Source organism: Saccharopolyspora sp. NPDC003752 (assembly GCF_053605825.1).
The window spans coordinates 498,740-525,683 of record NZ_JBSGJZ010000001.1 but is presented as its reverse complement, the minus strand read 5'-3'; the positions used below and the strand labels follow the sequence as shown (position 1 = coordinate 525,683).

Below are 26,944 nucleotides of genomic sequence, written 5' to 3'. Positions count from 1 at the left end.
CATCAAACCTCCGGCCGCCGGGCCCGAGTAGGGGCCGATTCCCGAGGTGGGCATAAGCCCTGCTTATGCCTCGGGGCCGGTTCAGCGCTCCCGCGGCGGGTCCGGGGCGAGGGTTCCGTCCGGGGCGATGTGGTCGAAGATCTGGTCCACCAGCGCCACGACGTGCGGGTCGTCGACGGTGTAGAGGTGGCGGCGGCCGTCGCGGCGGGCCGTGATGACGCCCGCCAGCCGGAGCTTGCTCAGGTGCTGGCTGACCGTCGCGATGCTGATGCCGACCCGCTTCGCCAGCGTGCCGACGTCGTACGAGCCGTGTGTGATCAACCACACGAGGTGGAGCCGCGGCGGGCTGGCGAGCAGGGCGAACGTCGCCGCTGCGGCGGCCAGCTGGGCCTCGGTCGGTTCGGCCTCCTGCCTGGGCAGGCCGGGTTCTGCGGTGGGCAGCGCGGGATTTTTCGGCATGGCGAGTTCGATTCTTCCGCATCGCACAACCCCGGGGTGGCCGCCGCGCAAACACTTCGTTGGTTGCGAAAACTACGAAATGACTGCGAGGGTGGTCCTCGTTCCGAAGGGGAGTAGTCCGCAAGACCACCGTCGACACGCTGAGATCCGTCTCCGGCGGTGGCGCCCGCGATGCGGGTGGACGAGACCTTCGGCCAGCTGATCTGTGCCTGGCCGAGACCCCCTGGACGTCCCGGCCGAGGCAGGCCGTGGTCCGGGAAGGTGCTCGATGTCCACCAAGTTGCTGCGTCCGCTCGCGCTCTGCGGAGCGCTGGCGGTGCCCGCGTTGATCATCCGGTTCGCCGGGCTGCCGGTGAGCCCGGTGCTCGGCCTGCTGCTGTTCGGCATGGCCGTCGTCGCCTCGTCGTTCGTCCTGGCCTGGGCCGCGGAGGCGGCGCAGGTCGACATCTCCGGCGGCCTAGCGATCGCCATCCTCGCCGTGATCGCCGTGCTGCCCGAGTACGCGGTCGACCTCTTCTTCGCCTACACCGCGGGCAGCGATCCCACCTACGTCGCCTACGCCGCGGCGAACATGACCGGCTCCAACCGGCTGCTGCTCGGCCTGGGCTGGTCGCTGGTGGTGATCGTGGCGCTCGCGCTGGCCAAGCGGCGCACCGGCAAGACCGTGCGGGAGCTGACCCTGGAGTCCGGCAACCGGGTGGAGCTCGGGTTCCTCGCGATCGCCTCGGTGGTCGCCTTCGTGGTGCCCGCGACCGGGCAGATCTCCCTGCTGCTCGGGTTCGCGCTGCTCGGCTTCTTCGTGTTCTACCTGTGGAAGGTGTCGCGCGCCGAGGCCGAAGAACCCGATCTGGTCGGCACCGCGGCCACCATCGGCGGGCTGCCCAAGCACGTCCGCCGGCCGCTGGTGATCGCGCTGTTCGTGTTCTCCGCCGCGGTGATCGTCGCCTGCGCCGAACCGTTCGCCCACTCGCTGATCGAAACCGGCACCCAACTGGGCATCGACCAGTTCCTGCTGGTGCAGTGGCTCGCGCCGCTGGCCTCGGAGGCGCCCGAGTTCATCGTGGCGATCCTCTTCGCCGTCCGCGGCAAGGGCGCCGCCGCCATCGGGACGCTGATCTCCAGCAAGGTCAACCAGTGGACCCTGCTGGTGGGCAGCCTGCCGGTGGCCTACCTGCTCGGCGGCGGCGGGACGGCACTGCACCTCGACGCCCGCCAGGTGGAGGAGTTCCTGCTCACCGCGACGCAAACGGTGCTCGGCGTGGCCGCGTTGCTGGCGTTGCGCTTTCCGCGCTGGGCGGCGTGGACGCTGCTCGCGTTGTTCGCGGCGCAGTTCGCGCTGCCCGGCCAGACCGCTCGCTACGTCCTGTGCGGCATCTACGCCGTGATCGCGATCGCCGCGATCATCCGCAACCGCCGCTACATCCTGCCGACCCTCACGGCGCCCTTCCGGCGGGAGGTCGCCGAACCCGAGGTGAAGGAGCCGGTGTCCGTGAGCTGAGCCGTTCATCAGCGGGCGCACCCCCAGTCTCGCGCCCGCTGGTGAACCCTCAGGTGCTGCGCAACGCGACGCAGCACTCCCCGGGCCGCGGTTCGAGCATCGCCTCCACGGACCGGGCCTCCAGGCCGGCGAGGAATCCCCGCAGGAAGGCGTGGTTGAGCCCGCACACCAGCTCCGGCGACCTGGCGGTCAACGGGTGGAACGGGCAGTTGCGCAGCCGGACGCAGGTCGGCGTCTCCCGGTCCGGTTCGAAGCCGTAGCGGGCCAGCACGTCCTCGGTCCTGGTCAGCGCGCGTTCGGCGCCGAGCCGGCCGGGGCGGCTGCGGATGCGCTCCTCGGTGCCCAGGCGGTGCCCGCGTTCGCGCGCGGTGCGCATCGCCGCCTCGATCGCGGTCTCCTGATCGCCCTCGGAGAGCACCGCGTCGAGCAGGATGTCGGCCAGCAGGTCGGGGCGCCGCGGCGGGATGCTCACCCCGATGTGGGCATCGGTGGGCTCGTAGACCTTCGGCGTGCGGCCGACCTTGCGGATGCCGCCCACCGGCTCGAACCGCGCGCACAGCAGCCCCGCGTCGACGAGCTTGTCCAGGTGGAAGGCGGCGAGCTTGCGGGAGATGCCGACCGCGGCGGCGGCCTCGTCCCGGCCGATCGGCCGCCGGGCGCGACGGATGAACTCGTACATCCCGCGTCGCAGGTCGTCCGCCAACACGGCGATCGCCGCCATCGAGCCCGCCACCGGCTCGTCGCTGGGCACCATGTCCTAACGGTAACGCTTCCCGCGCCCAATGCGGTGTCCGAAATCGCACCGGAACATCGACATGCTGCTGCATTGACCCGGCTTCCGGAATAAGACTAACGTTCATTGGTGAAACCAGGTCCGGCCTGGCACAACCGACCGGAGGAACGCCCGATGTCCGCCCTGTCCCCGCACGTCGTCCACGAGCCCGATGGCGAGATCGACCTCGCCGCCGCCGAGAAGGCCGCCGGCGACCTGCTGCGGGCGCTGGGGATCTCCACGGACTCCGAGAGCCTGGTCGGCACGCCGGGCCGCATGGCCCGCGCGTACGCGGAGCTGTTCTCGCCGCGGCCGTTCGACCTGACGACCTTCCCGAACGAGGAGCAGTACGACGAGCTCGTGCTCGCGCGGTCGATCCCGGTGCGCTCGGTCTGCGAGCACCACCTGCTGCCGTTCGTCGGCGTCGCGCACGTCGGCTACCTGCCGGGCGACCGGATCCTCGGGCTGTCCAAGCTGGCGCGGATCGTCGAGCACTTCGCCTGCCGCCCGCAGGTCCAGGAGCGGCTGACCAAGCAGGTCGCCGACTGGCTGTGCGAGCAGCTCGACCCCAAGGGCGTCGGCGTCGTGATCGAAGCCGAGCACACCTGCATGACCCTGCGCGGCGTGCAGGCCACCGGCTCCAACACCGTGACCTCGACGCTGCTGGGCACACTGCGGCAGGACGCGCGCTCCCGGCAGGAGTTCTTCGCCCTCACCGGCGTCAACGCCTGACGAGCTCAGTCCGAGCGCGCCGCGTGCTCGGGTGTGCGCGGGACTCGGCGGAACAACGCATCGAGCGCGAACGGTCCGGCACCGAGCGCGGCGATCAGCAGGAAGAACCAGGCGTAGAGCGCGGCCGGAACGCCGGCGTTCTGGATGGGGAGCAGGCCCCGGGGCTGGTGCACGGAGAAGTACGCGAAGGCCATCGCGCCCGAGCAGACCAGCGCGGCCGGCCTGGTGAAGAGCCCGAGCAGGACCAGGCCGCCGCCGACGAACTGGATGACCCCCGCCCACCAGGACGGCCAAGCGAACAGCGGCGCGGCGTACGGCGCGCCCAGCACGCCGAACAGGCCGGCCACACCGTGCAGCATGAACATGAACGACACGACGATCCGCGTCACGGACAACGCGATCCCGCCCAGTCGATCCGAATGGTCGTGCGTCACACGACTGCCCTCCTCCGCGGTGTTGCCCCTACGACGTAGGCGTTTCCGCGCGAGGAACTTCCCAATCCGGACACGCCCGCTCCAGCGGTGGCGGTGCCGCGGACTTCAGCGGATCTGCCAGCGACAACGCCGAATACGACCAGGGCGCATTTCGCCGAACCGATGGGTGGGAGAACGAGGCCGGGCGTGGAGCTGCGCGAGACCGAGATCTTCCGCGCCCCGGCGAGGAACCGCACTTCGCCGCCCCTGATCCCGGCCCTCGCCTCCGGCGAAGCCGTGTCCTTCGCCCGGCCCGACATCGCCTTCGCCTCGATCCGCGGCGCCGCGTTGGCGCGCTGGGCGCTGGTCTGGCGCACCGCGAGCCGGACACCTGATCTGGGACTTCGTGCGGTCTCGGCCGGGAACATCGTCATCGGAGCCGACGGCAAGGAAGAACTCGAACCGGTCCGCTGATCCCTTGGCGGGTCCGGAGGAAGATCCGCGCCTTCCCCAGCAGGGGCTCGAACCTGCGAACGGGCGGCTGAAGCGAAGATGGGGGATAAAGTGGGGGTTGATCTTGAACCGGAGCAACCCCCGTCACGCACACCTGCGCCGTTGCGCCCCCAGCAGGACTCGAACCTGCGACCTAAGGATTAGAAGTCCTTTGCTCTATCCAGCTGAGCTATGGGGGCCGATCGGGCTGCGGCTCGCCTGAGCTGCAGCAAGCAGGGTAGCCGTACGCGGGGGCAGGTGTGGGACTGACGCCGCACCGTTGCCGAGCCGGTACCTAACGGCAAGCTGATCGACTGCCGAACGCGACCCGATCAGGCGGGCGGCAGCTTGTGCAGGGCGGCCGCGGTGAGCCGGAACAGCTGGTCAGCGGTATCGGCCGCGGAGGCGCCCTGCATCGAGAGCATCGTCAGCAGCGTCCGGTCGGACCGGATCGCGGTGGCCGCGGTGCAGGTCTGGTGGTTGCTCACCAGTTCGCAGTACAACAAGCTCGTATGCCCCTCGATGTCGCTGGGCACGCCTCGCGGTTGGCGGCGGAAGGCGGCGTCGAAGGGTTCGTAGAAGCCGGCCGCGGCGGTGTTCTCCGGGCCGCTGGCCAGCAGGTGGGCGCAGGCGCCCGCGATCGGGTTGTTCGCGTGCGGCGGTCCCACCGGGCCGCCGACCTCCGCGAGGTCCACCGGCGTCAGCAGACCGCAGGCGTCGATCCCCTCGATGTTGCGCGGGGTGGCGATGCGCACTTGGGTCACGGCGGCCGACGGCGGTTGCGGAGGCGGCGTCGTGGCGTCGTAGAACCCCGCTGCCGGTACCGGCTCGCCGGAAACCTGCGCGGCGCAGGCGGTCGCCGCGAACAGCAGCAACATCGGCAGCAGGAACGCACAGCGACGGACAATGGTCACGCGGTTACCGTAGCGGCCCGCGGGTGCGGCAGACCACGTTCCCGCGCGCCATCCTGCGGCGTGGCCGCCACGCGTCGGCCGTTACGCTCGGTGTGTGCCATCCGAAACCCCCGTACCAGCACCGGAACGGCGCGGCACGGCCAGCGCGGTGGGCGTGCTGGTCGTCACCGCCGGGGTGCTGGCGGCCCTGATCGCCGCCGCGCTCACCACGCTTTCCGCCGGTGCCTCATACGCCCTGCTCGGCCTGCCCGATCCCGGGCCGGTCACGAAGTACGGGTTGCCGGTGGTCCGGGTGCTGGCGGAGTCCGGTGCGGTGGTGTGCATCGGCTCGTTGCTGCTGGCGGCGTTCGGGATCCCGGCGAAGCGCTCGGGCGCGCTGGCCGCCGATGGGTACGCGGCCGTGCGGACCGCCGGCTGGGCGGCGGCCGTCTGGTGCCTGGGCGCGGCGCTGATGGTGCCGTTCATCGCCGCCGACGCCACCGGACGCCCGGTGTCCGATGTGCTCAGCGCCGAGGTGCTGTTCGGCCTCGTCGATGCCCTGGAAGAAGCCAAGGCATGGGCGCTGACCGCGCTGTTCGCGTTCGTGGTCGCGCTGGCCTGCCGGGTGGTGCTGTCCTGGGGCTGGACCGTGGTGACCTTCGGCCTGGGGCTCGCCGGGCTGTTCCCGGTGATCGCCACCGGCCACTCGGCCAGCGGTGGCGCGCACGACATCGCGACCAACAGCCTGCTCTTCCACCTGTTCGGGGCGGTCATCTGGGTCGGCGGCCTGGTGGCGCTGCTGGCGCACGCCGCCCGCGGCGGCGCCCACCTGCCGCTGGTGGCCAGGCGGTTCTCGCTGGTCGCCCTGGTCTGCTGGGCGGCCATGGCGCTGTCCGGCGTGATCAACTCGCTGGTCCGGGTTTCGCCGGAGCAGCTGTTCACCTCCACCTACGGCGTGCTGCTGGTGCTCAAGACCGTCGGCCTGGTGGCGCTCGGCGTGTTCGGCTTCTTCCAGCGCCGCAGCGTCGTGCAGCGGCTGGACGAGGGGGCCGGCAGGTCGGCGCTGCTGCGGTTGGGCGCGGGCGAGGTGCTGGTCATGTTCGCCACGATCGGCATCGCCGTCGCGCTCGGGCGCACGCCGCCGCCGGACGGGGCCAAGGAGGTGCCCGGCCGGACCGAGCTGCTGATCGGCTATCCGCTCGACGAGCCGCCGACGTTCCTCCGCCTGCTGTTCGACGGCCGGTTCGACCTGGTCTACGGCACGCTCGCGCTGACCCTGGCCGCGCTGTACCTGGTGGGCGTCCACCGGCTGCGCAAGCGCGGCGACGCCTGGCCGGTCGGCCGGACCATCGCCTGGCTGTGCGGCTGCGCGACGATCCTGGTGGCCACCTCGTCGGGGATCGGCAAGTACGCGCCCGCCGTGTTCAGCGTGCACATGGGCCAGCACATGCTGATGTCCATGCTGGCGCCGGTCTTCCTGGTGATGGCCGGCCCGACCTCGCTGGCGCTGCGGGTGTTCAAGCCCGCCGGGAAGTCGCAGCCGCCGGGGCCGCGCGAGTGGCTGCTGGCCTTCGTGCACTCGCCGGTGACGCGGCTGCTGACCAACCCGCTTGTCGCGTTGGCCCTGTTCGTCGGGTCCTTCTACGCGCTGTACTTCACCGGCCTGTTCGACGTGGCGCTGACCGAGCACTGGGCGCACCTGGCGATGAACGCGCACTTCCTGCTGGTTGGCTACATCTTCTACTGGCCGGTGATCGGCATCGATCCGGCGCCGCGCCCGCTGCCCGCGCTGGGCAAGGTCGGCCTCGTCTTCGCCTCCATGCCGTTCCACGCGTTCTTCGGGATCGCGCTGATGATGTCGCAGACCGTCATCGGGGCGAGCTTCTACCGCGGCCTGGACCTGCCCTGGATGACCGATCTGCTCGCCGACCAGCGGCTCGGCGGCGGGCTGGCATGGGCGTCGGGCGAGGTGCCGCTGGTCGTGGTGATGCTGGCGCTGCTGATCCAGTGGTCCCGCGCGGACTCCCGGGCCGCCCGGAGAATCGACCGGAAGGCCGATGCGGACGGCGATGCGGATCTGGCCGCCTACAACGAAATGCTCAAGCAGCTCTCCGACAAGGACACCCCTCGGCGTAGTTGACCTGGCCGATAGGCCGGAGTTGTCACGGAACGCGGTAAATCGGTCGCGCTGCGTGACGATCTTCGGGCAGTCTTGGTTCGCGGGCCGGAAGTCGGCCGCGCAGGACCGAGAGGAGCGGCAGAGATGTTCGAGACCCAGGTGACGGTGGTGGGCTACGTCATCACCGAGCCCGTCGCGCGGGAGACGCAGAACGGCAACCGAGTGGTGAGCTTCCGGGTGGCGGCGACCTCCCGCCGGTTCGACCAGGGCACCGGGGCATGGGTGGACGGCGACCGGTTCCTCGCGACGGTGAACTGCTGGAAGCGGCTGGCCGACGGGGTCGCCGCGGCGTTGGGCAAGGGCGATCCGGTGGTGGCGACCGGGCGGTTGCGCACCCGCGAGTACGAGGCGGGCGGGCAGTGGCGCGCCGTCGTCGAGCTGGAAGCCACCGCGGTCGGCCTAGACCTGGCGCGGGCCTCGCCACCGGAGGCGCCGGGCGTGCCCCGGCCGTGGTCGGAGGTGGACCGCGGGCTCGTCTCGCTGCCCGGCGGTTGATCGCGATCTTTCTTCCCGGCCATTGCGGATTTCGGTTCCGAGGAGGTGATAACCGCCGGTGCGGGGCGGCCGGGCGCCGCCGGCGAGGTGCTGGGGGACCGCGTGCGCGGTCCGCCACGGGGCGCAACTACGATTCATGGCATGGCCGAGTTCATTTACACCATGAAAAACGTGCGCAAGACGCATGGTGACAAGGTCATCCTCGACAACGCGACCATCCAGTTCTACCCGGGCGCCAAGATCGGCGTCGTCGGGCCGAACGGGGCTGGCAAGTCGACCGTGCTGCGCATCATGGCGGGACTCGACCAGCCGAACAACGGTGAAGCGTTCCTCACGCCGGGCTACACCGTCGGCATCCAGCAGCAGGAGCCTCCGCTCAACGAGGAGAAGACGGTCCTCGGCAATGTCGAGGAGGGCGTCGGGGAGATCAAGCAGAAGCTCAACCGCTTCAACGAGATCGCCGAGCTGCTCGCGACCGACTACTCCGACGAGCTCATGGAAGAGATGGGCAGGCTCCAGGAGGACCTGGACCACGCGGACGCGTGGGAACTGGACTCCCAGCTGGAGCAGGCGATGGACGCCCTGCGGTGTCCGCCGCCGGACGCGGAGGTCAAGAACCTCTCCGGTGGTGAGCGCCGCCGCGTCGCCCTGTGCAAGCTCCTGCTGAGCAAGCCCGACCTGTTGCTGCTCGACGAGCCGACCAACCACCTGGACGCCGAGAGCGTGCTCTGGCTGGAACAGCACCTGGCCACCTACCCGGGCGCCGTCCTCGCCGTCACCCACGACCGGTACTTCCTGGACAACGTCGCCGGCTGGATCCTGGAGTTGGACCGCGGCCGCACCTACCCGTACGAGGGCAACTACTCGACCTATCTGGAGAAGAAGGCCGAGCGGCTCGCCGTGCAGGGCAAGCGCGACGCGAAGCTGCAGAAGCGCCTGAAGGACGAGCTGGAGTGGGTCCGCTCCAACGCCAAGGCACGCCAGACCAAGTCGCGTTCCCGACTGGGCCGCTACGAGGAGATGGCCGCGGAGGCCGAGCGCACTCGCAAGCTCGACTTCGAGGAGATCCAGATCCCGCCGGGCCCGCGCCTGGGCAACGTCGTCGTCGACGTCGAGAAGCTGAAGAAGGGCTTCGGCGACAACCTCCTCATCGACGGCCTGTCGTTCACGCTGCCGCGCAACGGCATCGTGGGCGTCATCGGCCCGAACGGGGTCGGCAAGACGACGCTGTTCAAGACCATCGTGGGCCTGGAGCAGCCGGACGCCGGCACGGTCAAGGTCGGCGAAACCGTCAAGCTGTCCTACGTGGACCAGAACCGGGCGAACATCGACGCCGCCAAGAACGTCTGGGAGATCGTGTCCGACGGGCTGGACTACATCCAGGTCGGCCAGGTCGAGATGCCGTCGCGCGCCTACGTCAGCGCCTTCGGGTTCAAGGGCCCGGACCAGCAGAAGCCGGCCGGGGTGCTCTCCGGTGGTGAGCGCAACCGCCTGAACCTGGCGTTGACGCTCAAGGAGGGCGGCAACCTGATCCTGCTGGACGAGCCGACGAACGACCTCGACGTGGAGACGTTGAGCTCGCTGGAGAACGCGCTCGAACAGTTCCCGGGCTGCGCTGTGGTGATCTCCCACGACCGCTGGTTCCTGGACCGCGTCGCCACCCACATCCTCGCGTGGGAGGGCGACGACGAGGACCCGGCGAAGTGGTTCTGGTTCGAAGGCAACTTCGAGGGCTACGAAGCGAATAAGATCGAGAGGATGGGCGCGGAGGCGGCCCGTCCGCACCGAGTGACGCATCGCAAGCTGACCAGGGGCTGAACGGAGGCGCTTTGGCGAGCGTGCCCGCTTCACCGAACACAAGCTCGGCACAGGGATTGCTCGAACCCGCACGGCAGATGCGGTGGAGAGTACCCGAGTTGGCATTGGTGCTCAGTGATCGTGCGGTCGCGCTCGCCAGGCGCACCGGTGACCAGGCGGCTCGCCTGAGAGCCGAGGCTCTCGCGTTGTTCGCCTCGAACCGGCTGGGCCGGGGCGTCCCGGCAACCGTCCGGGCGCTCGCGGCGGTCCGCGACGCGGAGGCCGCGGGTGACGCCGAGGTCGTGGCGGAGCTGCGGGTCGAGCTGGCGTGGTGCGCGCGCAGCGCGGGAAACTGCGAGGTCTCGGTCCGGGTGCTGGACCCGGTGCTGGAGCAGGAGCGGATCGAGCCCGAAGTGCGAGCGCACGCCCTGCTGGCGTTGGCCGCGTCGCTGCCCGCGCACCAGCAGGACGGACAGCGCTCCGAGGCGCTCGACGAGGCCGAGCGGCTGTACGAGACGTGCGGCCTCAGCCGGGACACCGCCCGGCTGCTCAAAGCTCGGGTTCGCGCTGCGCGAGCGGGGCATCACCGCAGGCTGGGCGAGTTCGGCGAGGCCGTCGCCGAGGCCGACGCCGGTCTTGCGCTGCTCAGGCAGCTCGGCGATCCGGCCGCGGACAGCGGGGAGATCCGGACCCGTCTCGTCCTGGAGCGGGTGCAGTCGTTACTGGAGCTGGGGCGCCGTCCGGAGGCCGTCCAGGCGACGGAAGCCGTGCTGGCGCAGCCGGTTCGCGCCGCGGCGGCCGGGCCGGTCGGTTGGCTGGGGCTCGCGATGGCGACGCGCGTGCACCTGCCGGACGGCAACCACGGGGCAGCGGTGCGGACGCTCAACGACACCGCGGCCATCTCGGAGCGGCACAAGCTGGACGGGCTGCTCGCTGAGGCGCTGAACGCCCTGTCCCATGTGCACGAACGAGGAGCGGAGTTCCCCGAAGCGCTTCGCGCGCTGCGGGGCGCATACGCCGCCGACCGGCGCTGGCGCGCGGCCGTGCACAACGCGCGGGTCCGGTTGCTCGCGGAGTACCCGGTGCTCGCGGGCGACGTCGAGGCGCCTCCGCGTTCGAGCGGTCCATCTCGGCCCGCACCGCACGAGCCGGTGCCGCAGGGCCCCGATCCGGTTGGGGCCCGCGCGGTCGTGCCGGAGCAGCCGGCGTACTGGCCCCCGGAACCTCGTCAGCCCGAGCCGGATGCTGTCGAGCAGGCCGAATCGGAGCACGCGAAGCCCGAGCACGGAGATGCGCACGACGCGGCGCGTCGACTGATGGAGACGCTTACCAGCAGGGCCGCAGGACAGAGCGAAGGCAGGCGCCGTCGGCAGGAGATGCCCGAGCCCCGGATTTCCGAGGAGTCGGCGCAGCCGACGGTCGTGCTCGACCCGTCGACGATCCAACCGGCCGAGCCCGAGGCGGACCAGTCCGGCGCGGCGGCGTTCCCGGCCACCGAGCCGGCGGAGGCCGAGGGCGGCGGCCAGTTCGCGCGCACCGAGACGGCGGAGGCCGAGGAAGCCCAGTTCGCACGCACCGAGAGCGTTGCCTTTCCGCCGCTCGCCGATCAGGGCGTTCCCGGCGGGGAGCCCGAGCCGGAAGAGCACACCGAGCAGGCGTCGGCCTCGTCGCAGGCGAGTTGGTGGCCTTCGGAAGCCTCGAACCAGCCGTCCGGCGCCGAGCGCACCATTCCCGAGGTGCCTGTGGCGTACGAGCCGCAGCAGGACCAGCCGGGTGGCGCAGGTCTCCAGGCCGAGACGAGCGCGCTCGCCGCGACGTTGGACAACCTCCGCCGCACGGCGGCCGCTGCCGGCCGCGACTCGAGCGCTGCGGATGTCACCACGATCATGCCGGTGATCGGAGACTGGCCGGGAACCGGATCGGCAGCGGATTCCCCGGTGGCCGATCCGCTGCCGGAGGCGACGCGAGCCGATTTCGAATCGCAGTACGGCCAGGACCCGACGGCGACCGAACCCGCTGCCGAACGGCCGGGCGGACACCGGGCCGACGACGCGCTGCCGCTCGAACCGTCCTACGGAGCGAGTGAAGCCGCCCCGGCGACCGAGCCCCAGACGATCCAGACATCGCCGGCAGACGTCCTGACCCCGGGCACGTGGGCGGCGGACGAGCCGGCGGCCGAGTCTGCCGGGGCTTCGACGGCGGGGACGGGGGAGCGCGAAGGCGGCCGCCGATCGCGCGGCAAGTCGCTGGCCGAGATCCGCGCCGGTCTCCAACTGTCCGCGGAGCCCCGCCCGGGCCGCCGCCGCGCCAGGCATGCCGAACCGGCCGAAGCACCAGAACCGATCGAACCACCAGAACCGTCCGCCCCTGCGGTCACATCGCCAACTCCCGCCGCGGAGCTGCTCGGCAGGCACCGCCAGGACTGGGCGACCGAGCCGAACCTCCCGGCCGTCGAACCGCAGCCGTCACCGCTCGCCGCGGGAACGTCCGAGCCGGCAGGCGAACGCGAGGCCCCGGAACCGCCCGTCGCAACGACACCTCCCGCAACACTGCCCGCGGTGGAACCACCGGCGGCGGATGCGGGGGCAGCGGAGAAGATCGGCCTCGCGGAGCTGCTCACCGAGGCGCTGATGGCCTACGAGAGCGGTCGGCGCGAGCAACCCGAGGTCGAGGAGGCCGCGCCGTCGGGCCGGCACAGCGAAGCGCGTGTGTCCGGAGTCACCGGCCGTTCCCAGGTTTCCCGTTCCGCTCGATCGTCCACATCGGACGATCGAGGTACCGCCGTGGCCCCTCGGCACCGCCGGGCGGCGGGCGACTCCACGGCGGTGGATCCGCTGTTCTGAGCACTTTCACCGAAGCGGCGCAACGACTCGGTCCGAATGCGCAGGCACGCGCCGACGTGCGCCGCGGCCTGCGCGGACGTGACGCGCGACATTCCACACCACCTTCCGGTCGGGTGCGAATCGCGATCAAGACCGTTTTCTGAAACGTCAAAGTCATCGATCATTGTGCCGCTTTTCACGTGCCCGACCGCGCTACCGCCCTCTGCCCGGCGCTGGAACTGGCAGTCTTAAGGTGGAACCTGTTGGCACAAAGAGGTGCCGTCAAGCGTGGAGCTGCCTGAAGATGACCTCGAATCCCGGACAGTTGAAGACCGGAGAACGCCCGCGAGTCGCTGGGGACGACGCGGTCGGCGAGCGGTCCGAGAACCCCGAACTGGCCAAGCGCCGTCTGCTGGACAGAGCGGTTGAGTCCGCACCGGAACTCGCCGAGCTGTTGCGCGCCTACTACCGGCACGTGCCCGCCGAGGAGCTCGTCGACGACGAGCCCGCCGACCTCGTCGGGGCACTGCGGTCGCACCACCGGCTCGCCGCGGAGCGGGTCGCGGGGCGCCCGCTGGTGCAGATCTTCAACCCGGATCGGGCCGAGGACGGCTGGGGGAGCCAGGCGACGGTGGTCCAGACCGTCACCGACGACATGCCGTACCTGGTGGATTCGGTGATCGCCGAGCTCGGCCGCTACGGCGCCGAGGTGCAGCGCATCATCCACCCCATCGTCGTGGTGCGCCGCGACGTGGCCGGCGAGCTGCTGGAGGTGCTGCCGGGCGCGGACCCGGCGGCCCCGCCCGCCGACGCGATGGCCGAAAGCTGGATGTTCGTCGAGGTCGACCGGGTCGTCGACACCGACCGGATCGCCGACCTGAAGCAGGGCCTGGCCAACGTGCTCAACGACGTGCGCGAGGTCGTCGAGGACACCGAGCGGATGCACGCCACCGCCCGGTCGCTGGCCGACGAGCTGGACCGGACCCCGCCGCCGCTGCCGGGCGCCGACGTCCACGATGGAGCCGAGCTCCTGCGGTGGTTGGCCGACGGGCACTTCACGTTCCTCGGCTACCGGCACTACGAGCTGGTCGACGACGGCACCGAGCCCGCGCTGCAGGCCGTGCTGGCCTCCGGACTGGGCGTGCTGCGCAGCGACAGCGTCGCCGCGCGCAGCCTGACCGCGGGGCCGGACGCCCGCGCCAGCGCGCTGTCCAAGGACCTGCTGGTGCTCACGCAGGCCAGCGCACCGTCCACAGTGCACCGTCCGGTGCACCCGTTCTACGTGGGCGTCAAGACCTTCGACGAGGCCGGGAACGTCAACGGGGAACACCGCTTCCTCGGACTGTTCACCACCACCGCGCTGCACGAGGACGTGCTGGACATCCCGTTCATCGAGCGGCGGGTGCGGGAGATCATCCACCGCGCCGGGTTCCCGATGGAGTCCTACTCCGGCCAGCGGATGCTGGAGGAGATCCAGAACTACCCGCGCACCGAGCTGTTCTCCACCGACGCGGACACGCTGCAGGACACCATCACCGGCGTGCTGGCGCTGGCCGAGCGCCGCAAGCTCAAGCCGTTCCTGCGCCGCGACGCCTACGGCCGCTTCTACTCCTGCCTGGTGTACCTGCCGCGGGACCGCTACACCACCAGCTCGCGGCTGGCGATGCAGGAGGTGCTGCTGGAGGAGCTCAACGGCACCGGCCTGGAGTACAGCACGCGGGTCGGCGAGTCCACCCTGGCGCGGGTGCACTTCGTGGTGCACACCGACCCGGAGGACCAGGTGGAGCCGGACCTGGTGCGCATCCAGCACCGGCTGTCCGATGCCATCCACACCTGGGACGACCAGATGATCGAGGAGGTCGACGCCGAGCAGTCCGGCGGCGGCCGCGACGGTCACGCGGGGCGCAGCCTGTCGGAGGCGATGAGCCAGCTCGGCCAGCGCTACGCGTCGAGCTTCCCGGAGGCCTACAAGGAGGACTTCACCGCGAGCGAGGGCCTCACCGACCTCCGGCGGCTGGAGTCGTTGTCGGGTCCGCGCGACCTGAAGATGTCGTTCTACGCGCCGCGCGACGCCAGCGCGGGGCAGCGCCGCTTCAAGCTCTACGTCGGCGGCCGGGTGACCCTGTCGCGGGTGCTGCCGGTGCTGCAGAGCATGGGCGTCGAGGTCGTGGACGAGCGGCCCTACGAGGTCATCGTCGGCGACACCGACCAGCAGTTCTGGATCTACGACTTCGGGCTGCGGCTGGACCCGGCGACGCTGGACACCGCGACGAGCGACGGCCTGCTGGAAACCCTGCGGGAGCGCTTCGAGGACGCCTTCCGCGCGGCCTGGCTCGGCGACGCCGAGGTCGACCGGTTCAACGCGCTGGTGCTGCGCGCCGGGCTGAACTGGCGGCAGGCGTCGGTGCTGCGCGCCTACGCCAAGTACCTGCGGCAGGTCGGCGTGGCCTACAGCCAGGACTACATCGAGGACGCCATCCTGGCGCACCGCCTCACCACCACGACGCTGGTCAGGCTGTTCGAGACGCGGTTCGACCCGGCGCTGGAGGCCGACGACCGGGCGACCCGCGAAGCGGACCTCACCGACGCGGTCACCAAGCTGATCGACGAGGTCACCAGCCTGGACGCGGACCGGATCCTGCGCAGCTACCTGAGCCTGATCCGCGCCACGCTGCGCACCAACTACTTCGCCGCCGACGGGGAGCGGGAACGCTCCTACCTGGCGCTGAAGCTGGAGCCCAGGGAGATCCCGGGGCTGCCGGAGCCGCGCCCGCAGTTCGAGATCTTCGTGTACTCGCCGTGGGTGGAGGGCGTGCACCTGCGGTTCGGCTCGGTGGCCCGCGGCGGTCTGCGCTGGTCGGACCGGCGGGAGGACTTCCGCACCGAGATCCTGGGCCTGGTCAAGGCGCAGGCGGTGAAGAACGCGGTGATCGTGCCGGTCGGCGCGAAGGGCGGCTTCGTGGTGAAGCGCCCGCCGATGCCCACCGGCGACCCGGCGGTGGACCGCAAGGCCACCCTCGACGAGGGCATCGCCTGCTACCGGATGTTCATCTCCGGTCTGCTGGACCTGACCGACAACCTGGTCGGCGGCGAGGTGGCCCCGCCGAAGGACGTGGTGCGCCACGACGGCGACGACACCTACCTGGTGGTCGCGGCGGACAAGGGCACCGCGACGTTCTCCGACATCGCCAACGACGTCGCCAAGTCCTACGGCTTCTGGTTGGGCGACGCGTTCGCCTCCGGCGGCTCGGTGGGCTACGACCACAAGGCGATGGGCATCACCGCCAAGGGCGCGTGGGAGAGCGTCAAGCGGCACTTCCGCGAGTTCGACGTGGACACCCAGTCCGAGGACTTCACCGTGGTCGGCGTGGGCGACATGGCCGGCGACGTGTTCGGCAACGGCATGCTGCTCTCCGAGCACATCAGGCTGGTGGCCGCGTTCAACCACATGCACGTGTTCATCGACCCCGATCCGGACCCGGCGGTGTCCTTCGCCGAGCGTCGCAGGCTGTTCGAGCTGCCGCGGTCGACCTGGGACGACTACGACCGCAGCAAGATCAGCGCCGGTGGCGGCGTGTGGTCGCGGTCGCTGAAGTCGATCCCGCTGAACCCGCAGATCCGGGAGGCGCTGGGCATCGACGAGTCGGTGCGCAAGCTGGCGCCGGCCGAGCTGATCAAGCGGATCCTGCTGGCGCCGGCGGACCTGCTGTGGAACGGCGGCATCGGCACCTACGTCAAGGCCGAGACCGAGACGCACGCCGACGTCGGCGACAAGGCCAACGACGCGGTCCGCGTCAACGGCGCCGACCTGCGGGTGAAGGTCGTCGGCGAGGGCGGCAACCTCGGTCTGACGTCGCTGGGCCGCATCGAGTTCGCCCGCGCGGGCGGCAAGGTCAACACCGACGCGCTGGACAACTCCGCCGGGGTGGACTGCTCCGACCACGAGGTCAACATCAAGATCCTGCTCGACCACCTGGCGGCCGACGGGCGGTTGACCGGTGAGCAGCGCAACGAGCTGCTCGCGGACATGACCGACGAGGTCGGCGAGCTGGTGCTGGCCGACAACCACGCGCAGAACGCGGTGCTGGGCATCTCGCGGGCGCACGCCGCCCCGATGGTGTCGGTGCACGCCCGGCAGGTCCTGGCGCTGGAGAAGAACGCCGGCCTGGACCGCGCGCTGGAGGCGCTGCCGACGTCGAAGGAGTTCCGCGACCGGGAGAAGGCCGGCGAGGGCCTGAGCTCGCCGGAGCTGGCGACGCTGATGGCGCACGTCAAGCTGGCGTTGAAGCGCGATGTGCTGGCCAGCGGTCTGCCGGACACCGAGGCGTTCAGCAACCGGCTTCCGGAGTACTTCCCGAAGCCGCTGCGGGAGCGCTACGCCGACGCGATCGCGGCTCACCCGCTGCGCCGGGAGATCATCACGACGCTGCTGGTGAACGAGATGGTCGACGGCGGCGGCATCTCCTTCGCGTACCGGCTGTCCGAGGAGATCACCGCTTCGACGACCGACGCGGTGCGGGCGTTCGCGGTGGTCGACGAGGTCTTCGGGCTGCAGGAGCTGTGGGCGCAGATCGATGCGCTGGGCGGCTCGGTGCCGAGTTCGGTGGCCGACGAGCTGGTGCTGGAAAGCCGCCGCCTGCTGGACCGGGCGGCGCGCTGGATGCTGACCAACCGGCCGCAGCCGCTGGCGATCGGCGCCGAGATCGCCCGCTTCCAGCCGGTGGTCGCGGAGCTGTCCGCTTCGGTGCGCGGCCTGCTGCGCGGCCGGGCGGCCGAGGGCGCCACCGAGATGATCGACCGCTGGACGGCGGCCGGCGTCCCGGAGGACGTGGCGGAACGCGTCGGCGTGCTGCTGGATTCGTTCGCGCTGCTGGACGTCCGGGAGATCGCCGAGCTCGCGGAGCGCGACGCCGGGGTCGCGGCCGAGCGCAGCCCGCGGGAGAGCGCCGACCTGTACTACTCGCTGGCCGAGCACCTCGACGTCGAGCGGATGCTGCTGGCGGTCAACGAGTTGGAGCGCGGGAACCGGTGGCACTCGCTGGCCCGGTTGGCGTTGCGGGATGATTTCTACGCGTCGCTGCGTGCGATCACCATCGACGTCCTGCGGACCAGCGATCCGGAGGACGACCCGGAGGAGAAGATCGCTCGTTGGGAATCCACCAACGAGTCGCGACTGGCGCGGGCCAACTCGTCGCTGGAGCAGATCAAGAACTCCGGTCGGCTGGATCTGGCCACGTTGTCGGTGGCGGCCCGCCAGCTGCGCAGCATGGTGCGGTGACGGCATGATCGGGTGGCTTGCGGTCGCACCGGCCGCAAGCCACCCGAACGGCAGAAAGGAAGCTCGCCGGTGGGCGCGTTCGTAGCCGAGGTGGCCCTGCGCTGGTCCGACATGGACGCGTTCGGTCACGTCAACCACGCCAGGACGATCACGCTGCTGGAGGAGGCGCGGGCCGAGCTGCTGTTCACCGAGGCGGAGCGGCAGGGCCTGCTCGGCATGGCGGAGGGCATGGTGGTGGCCCGGATCGTGATCGACTACCACAGCCCGCTGGTCTACGCGTCGAAGTCGCTGCAGGTGCAGATGTCGGTGCGCGAGCTCAAGGCCGCGTCGTTCATCGTCGACTACACCGCCTACGCGCAGGAAGCGGTCGCCACCGCGGAGACGCTGATGGTGCCCTACGACCTGCGGGCGGGGCGGCCCCGGCGGATGACCAAGGAGGAGCGCGACTTCCTGGCGGAGTGGCAGCTCGATGCGCAGAAGCCGGAGTTGGGTCGTGTCTGAGCTGCGGATGCCCGATGCGGTGGAGCGCGAGGACCTCGGCGCGTTCGTCGCCCGCGCGGTGCGGTTGGACGGCCAGGCGCTGGTGCGCCTGCGCAACCGGCCGGGCACGGGCCGCGTCGACGTCTGGGCGGCGACGCCGTTCGACGCCCTGTCCACCAGGTCGGTCGAGGGCGAGGTGGAGCCGGCGGACCTGACGGTGTCGGGCAACGAACTGCTGGCGACGCTGACGGTGGCGGGCGCCCCGGTGATGGATCCGGGCCCGCCGCGGGACCTGCTGTGGCGCTCGGAGCTGCCGCCGGCGGTGGGCTGGCAGCGGGTGGACGACCTGCCGGCGAAGCTGGTCGGCGAGGTCGCGGAGCGCGGTATCGACGTGGCCAAGGACAACGTCGGCCCGAAGGGGACACCGCCGGCTTCCCTGCTGGACCAGGAGGTCTTCACGGTCAGCGGCGCGGGTTATCAGGTGAAGGTCCCGCTGCGCTGCCTGTTCGTGCTGTCGGGCATGGGTTTCCTGGTGTCGAAGCCGGCGGAGTCCGAGATCGTCCGGGTCAGCGCGACGGACGCCTGGCTCCGCCTGGACTCCCGCTACGGCGCGGTGGTCCGCCGCCGCCACGCCCTACTCCCGCTGCTGGTCTGACGGGCCCGCAATTTCCATTGAGGTTTTTCCAACCTCGTTTTGCGTGGCGGTGCGGGTAGCGGAACCTCAGAGGCTCCCTGGACTGTGGGTGCCCCTCCTGATGTATGCCCAATACACGGCGGAGGGGCCGTCCTCGCCAGGAAGCCTCTGAGAACCCGCGGCGGTGCCAGTGTCGTAGGTGGGCTATGCGCCTGCGGCGCATGCGGTGCCCTATCGACGTGTGGCTTTGCGACCCGCGGCTGCGGGCCGACCAGGATGAAAAAGGCTCATTGAAATCGAAGGTTCGATTTCAATGGAAATTGCGGCATCCGAGACCGTCCGGAGCCCGGTGCGGGACCGTTCTCGAACGTTGAGCAGCCTTGGCGGACGGGCACAGTCGTTGCCGTGGGCCGCATACGCTCGTGGCATGACGATCACGTACTCGTCGGCTTCGTCAACGTGGCGTTGGACGGTGGCGTCCACGCCTTCGTCCTGGACACCGGCGAGGCAGGTTCATGCCAGTTCTCGGTGCGGTGCGGCGGAATCCGCGTCCGTCCTCAGTCGAGGAAGGTGACGGTCTCGGCGAGCGGGGCGCGGTCGGTGCGGGCGTGTTTCACCGAGATGTCCTCGAATCCGATCGACATGCCGCAGAACAGCACGAGTTCGTCCGGCGGCGAAACGACTTCCGCGACGGTTCGGCGGTAGACCGACCACGCCATCTGCGGGCAGCTGTGCAGTCCTTCGGCGCGGAGCAGCAGCATGACGGTCTGCAGGTACATGCCCATGTCGGCCCACTGCGCCGAGCCCATGCCGCGGTCGATGTAGCAGAACAGCGCGGCCGGAGCCCCGAAGCAATTCCAGTTCGCGGCAACGGCTTCCCGTCGCGCCTGCTCGTCCCGCCGCGAGATGCCGAGCGCGGCGTAGCGCTGCTCACCGGCGGCGATCCGGCGTTCGCGGTAGGCGGATTTCAGATCGGGCGGATACATCTCGAACTCGCGCTCGTCGCCGGGATCTCCCGAGGCCAGGCGCTCGGCGGTTCGCTTCTTCACCTCGGCCAGCGCTGCGCCCGTCAGCACGAAAGCCTTCCACGGCTGGAGATTCCCTCCGGACGGCGCACGGGCAGCAGCGGCGAGGACGCGCGCAAGCAGCTCTTTCGGCACCGGCTCGTCGGTGAATCCCCGCACTGCCCGTCGACTCCGGACCGCTTCGTACACGTCCACAGACCGCCTCCCGAATCGCTCGAAGTGCTCCACCACGTCGACACCTGGCGAAGGGAGAACGTGACCGGTGAACCGGGGACCTAGACTCGATGCCGATCAGACGTGGCGAAGTGGGGCGGGCATGGGCGCGACCGAGGAGATCGAGCGGATCGCGCTGGATCCGGCTCTGTCGGTGCCGGAGAAGGACGAGCGCATCATCGCCTTCCTGGCCCAGTCGGAAGATCGCGGGGTGCTGGCGGCCGTCGAGTGCCTCATGACGACCTCCGATCACCGCGTCTCCGAGTTCGTCGCCGCCTACCTGGAGCTGATCCACGGGGCGCGCGAGGAGAAGGCGCGCGTGGCGGAGAGGTTGCGCGGTGCCGGTGAAGTCGCGGCGTCGGCGGCGAGGCTCGTGCCCTGGATGCCGGATGCCCTGATCGACGCGTTCATCCAGGACCACCTGGCGTCGCCGGACCCGAATTCTGCGGTGTCCAGCGTCGTCTTCACCATCGCGATGCACCGCCCGGAACGCCTCCGGCCCTACGCCGACCGCGTCGAAAGCGCTGCGATGAAGCGGAGTCTGCTGTCCGGCGCGCCCGACGAGTTCGCCGACTCGCTGCTGGAGAGGTGGCGAGCGGAGCAGGATCTGAACGACCTCTGGACGCTCGCGCTGATCCGCACCCCGCACGCCGCCGATCTCATCGAGTCCGTGGTGGACGAGGTCGCGGATCCGAACGACTGGGACTGGCTGATGCCGCTGGCCGGCCGCCTGCCGGACACCCGGAAGCCGGCGGGTTTCCCGCCCGCTTTCCTGGGATTCGTGGCGGATGCGGGCGAGAGCGCCCACGTCATGGGCGGAGACCCCGGCGGGGATGTTCCGCTCTGCGCGGACTGCCGGATGCCCGCAGAACGGATCCTGACCCTTTCCGCCGAGGCGATGCCGAACGCGCTGAGCCGGGACCCGTCGTTCTACTGGTTCACCTGCGACTGCGCCGAAGTGGATCGCATCACCGTGCGCTTCACCCCGGCGGGCCCGGAGGTCTATTTCAACCCCCAGGGGCCGAGCAGCGGCGAATCCCGCCTGATCCCGGGGGAGCGGTCGCTGGTCCTGGAGCCGCACCCCAACCAGCACGGCGTGAGCCTCCCGGCGTTGCCGAGGACGAAGCACCAGGTGGGCGGGCTGCCGCGCTGGCCGTCGCCGGAGACGCACCCGATCTGCCCGGTGTGCGGCAACTTCATGCCGTTCCTGGTGTCCATCGAAGGTGGCCCGACGCCGTTCGGCCGGATGGGTTTCGAAGAGCTGCTCTTCGGCTTCTGGTGCGACTCCTGCGCCGTCTCCAGCACCCAGACCCAGGGCTGAGCACCGTTCCACGACGCCCCGCGTGGGTGAGTCACCTTTTGCGCCGCTCGCCCGTCAGAAGGGTAGGAGCTGTGCGTGGCGGGAGGCGGAGAACGCATGTTCGGGTTCGAAACGGCGTCGGGCGGGGACGAGGTGTTCCACCGCGAGCGACCGCACCTGCTCGCGGTGGCGTTCCGCCTCCTCGGGTCGGATGCCGATGCCCAGGACGTCGTGCAGGAGGCGTGGATCAGGTATCTGCGGGCCGATGTCGATGGCATCGAGAACCTGCCCGCCTGGCTGACCACCGTGGTGACCCGGCTGTGCCTGGACCTCCTGCGCCGATCGCGGGAGTTTCCGCAGGAGCCGGCCGACATGCCGGAACCGGCGGACCCAGTCGGTGGCCCGGAGGAGGTCGCGCTCCTCGCGGGAGACCTGAGCGAGGCCATCGCGATCTTGCTCGACCAGTTGACGCCGCCGCAACGGGTCGCGCTGATCCTGCACGACGTGTTCGGCACGCCGTTCGACGAGGTGGCGCACGTGCTGGGCACGACGCCCGGGTCGGCCAAGAAGCTGGCCAGCCGCGCGCGGGCGCGGGTGCGGCCGGCCGGTGCGGCGGACGCCGATCCCGGCGCCGCGCGGCCCGTCGTGGCCGCCTTCCTGAAAGCGGCGCAGCAGGGCGACATCGACGGTCTCGTAGGGGTCCTGCACCCCGAGGTGACGAGAACGGCCGATCCGCAGGCGCTTCCGCCCGGCGCGGAGCTGCGGGTGCGGGGCGCTCGAACCGTCGTCGACGAGACGCGGGCGTTGCGGGCCAACGCCCGGCAAGCGCGCGTGGTGTCGATCAACGGGCGGCCCGGAATCGCGGTCATGGCCGATCACGGCCCGCGCATCGCGTTGCTCTTCCGCATCGCGGCCGGGCGAATCGTCCACTACGACGTCGTCGGGGATCCCGCCCGCCTCGCCCGGCTGCGCATCACCGACTAGCGAGGAGAAACCATGGTCATCACCTACGTCGTCGTCACGGTCGTCACCATCGCGGCGAACGCCGGGATCGCCGTCGCGGACCTGGCGAAGGCGGACTTCGTCCTCGCCAACTCGGCCAAGGTGGACGTCCCGCGATCGTGGCTGCCGGTGCTGGGAACGCTCAAGGCGGCCGGCGCGGTGGGGCTCCTGCTGGGCCTGCTCGGATTCCAGGCCATCGGCGTCGCGGCCGCGATCGGGCTCGTCGCGTTCTACGTGGGCGCGATCATCGCCCACGTGCGCGCCCGGCAGATCAACACCATCGCGGCCCCGGGAGTCTTCCTCGCCATGGCCGTCGCATCGCTGGTCCTCGCGATCGCCGGGTGAATCGGTCGCGGAGGTGATCGGCGGGATCATCTCGTCGACAGGGTGGGTGGTCAGGTCAGGGCGAGGAGGCTGACGGCCAGCGCTGCGGTGCCCAGGCCGACGAGCTGGCCGCGGTGGATCCGCTCGGCGACCACGCCGCGGGCGAGCAGGATCGTGCCGGCGGGGTAGAGGGCGACGATCACCGCGACGACGGCGAGGTCGCCGCTCCGCGCGGCCAGCAGGAACAGCAGGTTCGCCACCGAGTCCAGCGCGCCCGCGGCCGCCGATATCGCGTACGCGGGCCGCTCCGGCCCCAGCCTGCGGCGCATCAGCGCCGCCGCGGCCAGGACGACGGCCGACGAGACCGCCCGCCCCACGAGCAGCGGAGCCACCCCGCTGTCGGATGGTGCCTGGTGCAAGAAGACCAGCTGGAGCGCAATGGCGGTGCCCGCGCCGAAAGCCAGCAGCAGCGCAGTGCGCGAAGGGCGTGACGACCTCGCGCCGTGCCCAGCGCTGACCAGCACGACCGCCACCAGCGCGAGCGGCAGGCCGACCATTCCGGCGGCGGCCAGGTGCTCGCCCTGCAGCAGCCCCACGCCGACGGGCAACGCGGCCGACACCAGCGCGGTCACGGGCGACAGCACGTTCATCGGGCCGATCGCCAGGGTGCGGTAGAGCAGGGCGAACGCGGCGGCCGAGGCGACCCCCGAGGCCGCGCCCCAGGCGAAGGTCGCGGTGCCGAACGACGCGCCGAGCAGCGGCCACAGCAGCAGTTCGACCGCGAGGCTGGCCGGGGCCGCGATCATCACGGTGCGCAGCACATGAGCCTTGCGGGCGCCGAGGCCGCCGAGGAAATCGGCGCACCCGTAAGCGAGCGAGCTGCCGACGGCCAGCAGCAGAGCGAACACGACGAATCCCCTATCATTTCATTGGAACGACTACACGGTACAACGGATTGATCGTCGAGCTCAATCGACCGACCGCGAAGTTCATTGGAATGGTCCAGTCCCGAGGATGGTGCTCAGATGACCGAGACGGCCGCAGCCCTGCGGACGGTCGCGCACAACGTCCGGGCGGCCCGCGTCCGCGCGGGTCTGTCCCTGGAGGAGCTCGGCAGGCGTGCCCAGGTCAGCAAGGGCGCCCTGGTGGGACTGGAGAAGGCCCAGGGCAACCCCAACCTCGCCACCCTGGTCCGGCTGGCCGACACCCTCGGCATCTCGGTGTCCGCCCTGATGCAGGGGCCGCCCGAGGGCCGCGTCCGCGTCGTGGCCTCCGGCGACGTGGCGCCGCTGTGGACCGGGGAGCGGGGCGGTGAGGCCCGGCTCGTCCTGACGACCTCGGGCCCGGCCCCCGTCGAGGTCTGGCGCTGGCGTCTGGAGCCGGGCGAGGAGTACCCCAGCCACCCGCACCAGGCCGGAGTCGTGGAAACCATCAGCGTCACCGCCGGCCGGATGACCCTGGTGGTGGACGGCGAGGAGCACTCCGTCGAAGCCGGGCAGACCGCGACGTTCGACGGCGACGCCCCGCACGCCTACCGCGGCGCGGGCACCGAAACCTGCAACCTGATCATGACGGTCCACCTACCGCCGGATCCCCGCTGAAGAACTGCCCGAGGACCTCCGGGGCGGCGTCGTGCGGGTGGCCGTCGAGCGTGTGGAGGCGGCCTGCGGGGAGCGCGTCAGCGATCGCCGTTCCAGTACTCACGACACCTCAGCGCTCGAACGTCGCCAGGTGCTCGGCGACCTGGGCCCGGGCCGCTTTCTCCTGCGGTCCGGCCTGTTCCGCTTCTGCCTCGGCCTCTTCGGCGGCTCGGGTCGCGGCTCGTTCGGCTTCCGCGACATCGGGCAGTTGTCCATTGAGGACCTTCGCGATGATGCTGGCTTCCGCGGCCATCGCCGATGCGAACGGGTGGTACGGCGCCGCGTCCGGCCGCAGCTGCCGGCCGTTGATCCAGGCTGCCCCGCCGGTGGCGCAGGCGTCGTGGCCCAGCGACGGCCCGTAGGTGTCGACGAACGTTGCGCCGGTTCGCTCGGCAGCGCCCTCGATGGCGGCGTTGAGCGCCTGCTCGATCTCGTCGGCGTAGCGGTAGTCGCCGTCGGCCAGCGGGAGGACGTCCGGGCAGTAGCCCGTCTCCGGCACGATGCGCGGATAGCCGATGACCAGGATTTTCGCGCCCGGCGAGCGCTCCTGGACGCCCTCGACGACGTCCGCGACCCGGTGTCCGGTGATCTCGATGCGGCGGAGCAGGTCGTCACCGTCGTCATCGGCGAAGTGGTCGCGGCACGGCGATCCCGTCGGGTCCGCGGCGCGCAGGGCCGTGCAGGTGGCGATGGTGTCGCCGAAGACGCCCAGGTCGTTGCCGCCGATGCCCAGCGTGACGAGGTCCGTGTCCTCGTCGAGGGCGTCGAACTGCGGCCCGGAGTACCAGTCCTGGGCCCGGAGCATGTCCGTGGTGTCGGCGCCGCCGCAGCTGACGTCGGTGAACTCGGCCGGCCCGATCTCGCGGGCCAGCAGCGCCGGGTAGTTGTTCGTCGAGCGCCCGCACAGCAGCGGGTCGAGGCGCATCCACGGGACCAGCGGGGCGGAGGTGAAGGAGTCGCCGAGGGCTACGTAGTGCCGGTACCCGGGCTCGGCGGTCGCCGGGGCGGCGCCGAGCGATAGGCCCGTCAATGCCGACAACGCGATCGCACCAGCTCTGCGTGCAAGCCCGGACCGACCCATCTGAGCGCCTCCACCATTCGCCTACCAATGAGTAGGGAGTGAAGACGATCACAGTGCCCGGCGGCAAGGTTCCGGCCGGAACTTCCCAATACCTGAGATTGTTTCACGATTTAGTCGCTGCTGGGCGGCTCCGAAGGCGTGCCGGGACCGGTGGTGCCCGTCGGCTCGCCGGTGGTGGTGGGCGTCGCCGTGGTGGTGGGCTCGGTCGTGGTCGGACGCGTTCCGGTCGTCGTCGGCTCCGTCGTCGGTTCCTGCGTCGTGGTCGTCGGCGGATCGGTGGTCGTCGGGTTCGTCGTGGTGGTCGGCACCGTGGTGGTCTCGGTGATCGGCGCAGGGGCGACCGGTCCCGGGGCCACGGGCTTCGCCGGAGGCGCAGCGGTGTCCTCGGTCGTTCCCGGAGCCTGCACCGGCACCTTGGTCACCGTCTCGTCCGATCCGCTCGTGCCCTGAGTGCCCGGGCTGACGCCCGACGTGCCGATCCCCGGCGTCCCCGGCGTCCCCGGGGTCCCCGGCGTGCCCGGTGTGCCCGGCGTGAGCGGCGCGGCCAGCGGCTGCTGAGCACCCGACGGCGGGGGCGGCGGGGGAGTGCCCGGGACCTGGCCGGCCAGCGGCAGTTCCGGGGTCGCCGCGTCGGGCGAGTACCGGGGTGCTTCCGGCGCGGTGCTCTCGGCGAACGGCGGAAGCCGGTCCAGCAGGCCCGGCGGGATCAGGCCGAGGAACGGGTCCGGGAACGGCGCCGTCAGCGTGTAGCTGGCCGCCGCCACCGCGGCCCCGAACGCCGCCGTCGCCAGCGAGAGGCGGAACTGCCTCCGCAACGGCAGGGGGCGGAGCGCCTCGCCCGGAACGGGCGAGGCCAGCGGTTCGTCCACCAGCCACCGCCGCACCGCGGCGCCGTCCCGCGCGAACCCGGCCCACACCCGGCCGAGCCACGTCGTCGCATTGCCCAGGTGGTCCTGCAGCGCCGCCACCGGGAGCGGGCTGGTCGACAGCGGTCCGGCCATCTCGGCCGGCAAGGCCGCCTCGCGCACCAGGCCGGCCAGGTGGTCGAGGCGTTCCCGGAGGATCGCCGGGTCGGTCGGCTTGGACATGGCTCAGTCCTCGGCTTCCCCGAACCGAATGCTCGACAGCGCCACACCGTCGTAGCGCCACCACCGCTCGGTCGAGAGGTCCAGGATCCAGGCGTCGTGCTCGCGCACGATCAGCCCGATGCCCAGCGCGCGGCGGCGGAAGGTCGAGTCGTCGATGCTGCCCGCCTCCAGCTCGTCGAGCAGGGAGCGGTAGTTGGCCATGGCCTTGCCGAGCGCGGGTGGGATTCCGACCGCGTCCGATGCGTTGTCGGTCCGGTGCCGGAAATTCATTCGAGATCACCTCCGGATGAGCGACGCCATCCGTCCACGCAACGATGCGCGCCGCGC

The 26,944-nt window shown here is 70.9% G+C and carries 23 protein-coding genes and 1 tRNA gene; 14 read left to right on the top strand and 10 right to left on the bottom strand.

The features are described from left to right. Positions 1-81 precede the first annotated feature (81 nt). Entirely contained in the window at positions 82-459 is a 378-nt protein-coding gene (locus ACWEV3_RS02545) for an ArsR/SmtB family transcription factor (RefSeq protein ID WP_452612164.1), read from the bottom strand. 268 nt (positions 460-727) lie between these two features. Here ACWEV3_RS02545 and ACWEV3_RS02540 point away from each other — a divergent pair, with 268 nt between their 5' ends. Next, positions 728-1,957 carry a sodium:proton exchanger gene (locus ACWEV3_RS02540; protein ID WP_452612163.1) on the top strand — a complete coding sequence of 410 codons (1,230 nt, stop codon included), beginning with the start codon at positions 728-730 and terminating at the stop codon, positions 1,955-1,957. A 49-nt stretch (positions 1,958-2,006) separates the two neighbouring features. Here ACWEV3_RS02540 and ACWEV3_RS02535 read toward each other — a convergent pair whose 3' ends face one another. Beyond that, entirely contained in the window at positions 2,007-2,711 is a 705-nt protein-coding gene (locus ACWEV3_RS02535; RefSeq protein WP_452612162.1) for a helix-turn-helix transcriptional regulator, read from the bottom strand. A 153-nt stretch (positions 2,712-2,864) separates the two neighbouring features. On the opposite strand from ACWEV3_RS02535, the gene folE reads away from it, so the two are divergent. Continuing rightward, positions 2,865-3,461, top strand: coding sequence for a GTP cyclohydrolase I FolE (gene folE / locus ACWEV3_RS02530; RefSeq protein ID WP_358576257.1), 597 nt, complete (start codon positions 2,865-2,867; stop codon positions 3,459-3,461). 5 nt (positions 3,462-3,466) lie between these two features. On the opposite strand, the gene ACWEV3_RS02525 is transcribed toward folE, so the two are convergent. Beyond that, positions 3,467-3,895, bottom strand: a complete 429-nt coding sequence (locus ACWEV3_RS02525) for a DoxX family protein (RefSeq protein WP_452612161.1) — start codon at positions 3,893-3,895, stop codon at positions 3,467-3,469. 186 nt (positions 3,896-4,081) lie between these two features. On the opposite strand from ACWEV3_RS02525, the gene ACWEV3_RS02520 reads away from it, so the two are divergent. Beyond that, positions 4,082-4,348 (top strand): hypothetical protein, encoded by a 267-nt coding sequence (locus tag ACWEV3_RS02520; RefSeq protein WP_452612160.1) that lies wholly within the window; start codon positions 4,082-4,084, stop codon positions 4,346-4,348. A 144-nt stretch (positions 4,349-4,492) separates the two neighbouring features. Here the strand turns inward: ACWEV3_RS02520 and ACWEV3_RS02515 are convergent. Continuing rightward, positions 4,493-4,566: transfer RNA gene (locus tag ACWEV3_RS02515), tRNA-Arg, on the bottom strand. A 132-nt stretch (positions 4,567-4,698) separates the two neighbouring features. After that, positions 4,699-5,280 carry a DUF3558 family protein gene (locus ACWEV3_RS02510; protein ID WP_452612159.1) on the bottom strand — a complete coding sequence of 194 codons (582 nt, stop codon included), beginning with the start codon at positions 5,278-5,280 and terminating at the stop codon, positions 4,699-4,701. Positions 5,281-5,374: 94 nt separating this feature from the next. Between ACWEV3_RS02510 and ACWEV3_RS02505 the strand changes: the two genes are divergently transcribed. From ACWEV3_RS02505 to ACWEV3_RS02475, 7 genes are all read left to right on the top strand, one after another. Then, positions 5,375-7,399, top strand: a complete 2,025-nt coding sequence (locus ACWEV3_RS02505; protein ID WP_452612158.1) for a cytochrome c oxidase assembly protein — start codon at positions 5,375-5,377, stop codon at positions 7,397-7,399. Positions 7,400-7,522: 123 nt separating this feature from the next. Next, the gene (gene ssb, locus ACWEV3_RS02500; RefSeq protein ID WP_452612157.1) at positions 7,523-7,933 is read left to right on the top strand and encodes a single-stranded DNA-binding protein; all 411 of its coding nucleotides are present in this window, start codon (positions 7,523-7,525) and stop codon (positions 7,931-7,933) included. Positions 7,934-8,074: 141 nt separating this feature from the next. Further along, positions 8,075-9,751, top strand: a complete 1,677-nt coding sequence (ettA, locus tag ACWEV3_RS02495) for an energy-dependent translational throttle protein EttA (RefSeq protein WP_452612156.1) — start codon at positions 8,075-8,077, stop codon at positions 9,749-9,751. 107 nt (positions 9,752-9,858) lie between these two features. Beyond that, a complete protein-coding gene (locus ACWEV3_RS02490) occupies positions 9,859-12,573 on the top strand; it encodes a hypothetical protein (protein WP_452612155.1) in 2,715 nt (904 codons plus the stop codon). 283 nt (positions 12,574-12,856) lie between these two features. Then, the gene (locus ACWEV3_RS02485; RefSeq protein ID WP_452612154.1) at positions 12,857-17,830 is read left to right on the top strand and encodes an NAD-glutamate dehydrogenase; all 4,974 of its coding nucleotides are present in this window, start codon (positions 12,857-12,859) and stop codon (positions 17,828-17,830) included. 69 nt (positions 17,831-17,899) lie between these two features. Continuing rightward, entirely contained in the window at positions 17,900-18,331 is a 432-nt protein-coding gene (locus tag ACWEV3_RS02480) for an acyl-CoA thioesterase (protein ID WP_452612153.1), read from the top strand. After that, positions 18,324-18,965 (top strand): hypothetical protein, encoded by a 642-nt coding sequence (locus tag ACWEV3_RS02475; RefSeq protein ID WP_452612152.1) that lies wholly within the window; start codon positions 18,324-18,326, stop codon positions 18,963-18,965. Before ACWEV3_RS02480 ends, ACWEV3_RS02475 begins: the two co-directional genes overlap by 8 nt. A gap of 536 nt (positions 18,966-19,501) precedes the next feature. Here the strand turns inward: ACWEV3_RS02475 and ACWEV3_RS02470 are convergent. Continuing rightward, on the bottom strand, positions 19,502-20,164 hold the full coding sequence (locus ACWEV3_RS02470) for a nitroreductase (protein ID WP_452612151.1): 663 nt from the start codon (positions 20,162-20,164) through the stop codon (positions 19,502-19,504). A 121-nt stretch (positions 20,165-20,285) separates the two neighbouring features. Here ACWEV3_RS02470 and ACWEV3_RS02465 point away from each other — a divergent pair, with 121 nt between their 5' ends. From ACWEV3_RS02465 to ACWEV3_RS02455, 3 genes are all read left to right on the top strand, one after another. Continuing rightward, positions 20,286-21,503, top strand: coding sequence for a hypothetical protein (locus ACWEV3_RS02465; protein WP_452612150.1), 1,218 nt, complete (start codon positions 20,286-20,288; stop codon positions 21,501-21,503). A 96-nt stretch (positions 21,504-21,599) separates the two neighbouring features. Beyond that, positions 21,600-22,466 (top strand): sigma-70 family RNA polymerase sigma factor, encoded by an 867-nt coding sequence (locus ACWEV3_RS02460; RefSeq protein ID WP_452612149.1) that lies wholly within the window; start codon positions 21,600-21,602, stop codon positions 22,464-22,466. Between the two features lie 12 nt (positions 22,467-22,478). Beyond that, positions 22,479-22,829 carry a DoxX family protein gene (locus ACWEV3_RS02455; protein WP_452612148.1) on the top strand — a complete coding sequence of 117 codons (351 nt, stop codon included), beginning with the start codon at positions 22,479-22,481 and terminating at the stop codon, positions 22,827-22,829. A 50-nt stretch (positions 22,830-22,879) separates the two neighbouring features. On the opposite strand, the gene ACWEV3_RS02450 is transcribed toward ACWEV3_RS02455, so the two are convergent. Then, positions 22,880-23,716: an EamA family transporter gene (locus tag ACWEV3_RS02450; RefSeq protein ID WP_452612147.1), complete on the bottom strand. Its 837-nt coding sequence runs from the start codon at positions 23,714-23,716 to the stop codon at positions 22,880-22,882. A 117-nt stretch (positions 23,717-23,833) separates the two neighbouring features. On the opposite strand from ACWEV3_RS02450, the gene ACWEV3_RS02445 reads away from it, so the two are divergent. Beyond that, the gene (locus ACWEV3_RS02445; RefSeq protein ID WP_452612146.1) at positions 23,834-24,409 is read left to right on the top strand and encodes a helix-turn-helix domain-containing protein; all 576 of its coding nucleotides are present in this window, start codon (positions 23,834-23,836) and stop codon (positions 24,407-24,409) included. Between the two features lie 109 nt (positions 24,410-24,518). On the opposite strand, the gene ACWEV3_RS02440 is transcribed toward ACWEV3_RS02445, so the two are convergent. From ACWEV3_RS02440 to ACWEV3_RS02430, 3 genes are all read right to left on the bottom strand, one after another. Continuing rightward, positions 24,519-25,487, bottom strand: a complete 969-nt coding sequence (locus ACWEV3_RS02440) for an SGNH/GDSL hydrolase family protein (protein WP_452612145.1) — start codon at positions 25,485-25,487, stop codon at positions 24,519-24,521. Between the two features lie 152 nt (positions 25,488-25,639). After that, complete coding sequence (locus tag ACWEV3_RS02435; RefSeq protein ID WP_452612144.1) at positions 25,640-26,617, bottom strand: hypothetical protein; 978 nt, start codon at positions 26,615-26,617, stop codon at positions 25,640-25,642. Between the two features lie 3 nt (positions 26,618-26,620). Then, on the bottom strand, positions 26,621-26,887 hold the full coding sequence (locus tag ACWEV3_RS02430) for a hypothetical protein (protein WP_132486913.1): 267 nt from the start codon (positions 26,885-26,887) through the stop codon (positions 26,621-26,623). Positions 26,888-26,944: the final 57 nt, after the last annotated feature.

Excerpts from the sequence above, each read along its gene's own strand:
- ACWEV3_RS02430 (WP_132486913.1), bottom strand. The coding sequence starts at position 26,887 with ATGAATTTCCGGCACCGGACCGACAACGCATCGGACGCGGTCGGAATC.
- ACWEV3_RS02545 (WP_452612164.1), bottom strand. The coding sequence starts at position 459 with ATGCCGAAAAATCCCGCGCTGCCCACCGCAGAACCCGGCCTGCCCAGG.
- ACWEV3_RS02540 (WP_452612163.1), top strand. The coding sequence starts at position 728 with ATGTCCACCAAGTTGCTGCGTCCGCTCGCGCTCTGCGGAGCGCTGGCG.
- ACWEV3_RS02435 (WP_452612144.1), bottom strand. The coding sequence starts at position 26,617 with ATGTCCAAGCCGACCGACCCGGCGATCCTCCGGGAACGCCTCGACCAC.
- ACWEV3_RS02535 (WP_452612162.1), bottom strand. The coding sequence starts at position 2,711 with ATGGTGCCCAGCGACGAGCCGGTGGCGGGCTCGATGGCGGCGATCGCC.
- ACWEV3_RS02445 (WP_452612146.1), top strand. The coding sequence starts at position 23,834 with ATGACCGAGACGGCCGCAGCCCTGCGGACGGTCGCGCACAACGTCCGG.
- ettA (WP_452612156.1), top strand. The coding sequence starts at position 8,075 with ATGGCCGAGTTCATTTACACCATGAAAAACGTGCGCAAGACGCATGGT.
- ACWEV3_RS02465 (WP_452612150.1), top strand. The coding sequence starts at position 20,286 with ATGGGCGCGACCGAGGAGATCGAGCGGATCGCGCTGGATCCGGCTCTG.
- folE (WP_358576257.1), top strand. The coding sequence starts at position 2,865 with ATGTCCGCCCTGTCCCCGCACGTCGTCCACGAGCCCGATGGCGAGATC.
- ACWEV3_RS02485 (WP_452612154.1), top strand. The coding sequence starts at position 12,857 with ATGACCTCGAATCCCGGACAGTTGAAGACCGGAGAACGCCCGCGAGTC.
- ACWEV3_RS02460 (WP_452612149.1), top strand. The coding sequence starts at position 21,600 with ATGTTCGGGTTCGAAACGGCGTCGGGCGGGGACGAGGTGTTCCACCGC.
- ACWEV3_RS02455 (WP_452612148.1), top strand. The coding sequence starts at position 22,479 with ATGGTCATCACCTACGTCGTCGTCACGGTCGTCACCATCGCGGCGAAC.
- ssb (WP_452612157.1), top strand. The coding sequence starts at position 7,523 with ATGTTCGAGACCCAGGTGACGGTGGTGGGCTACGTCATCACCGAGCCC.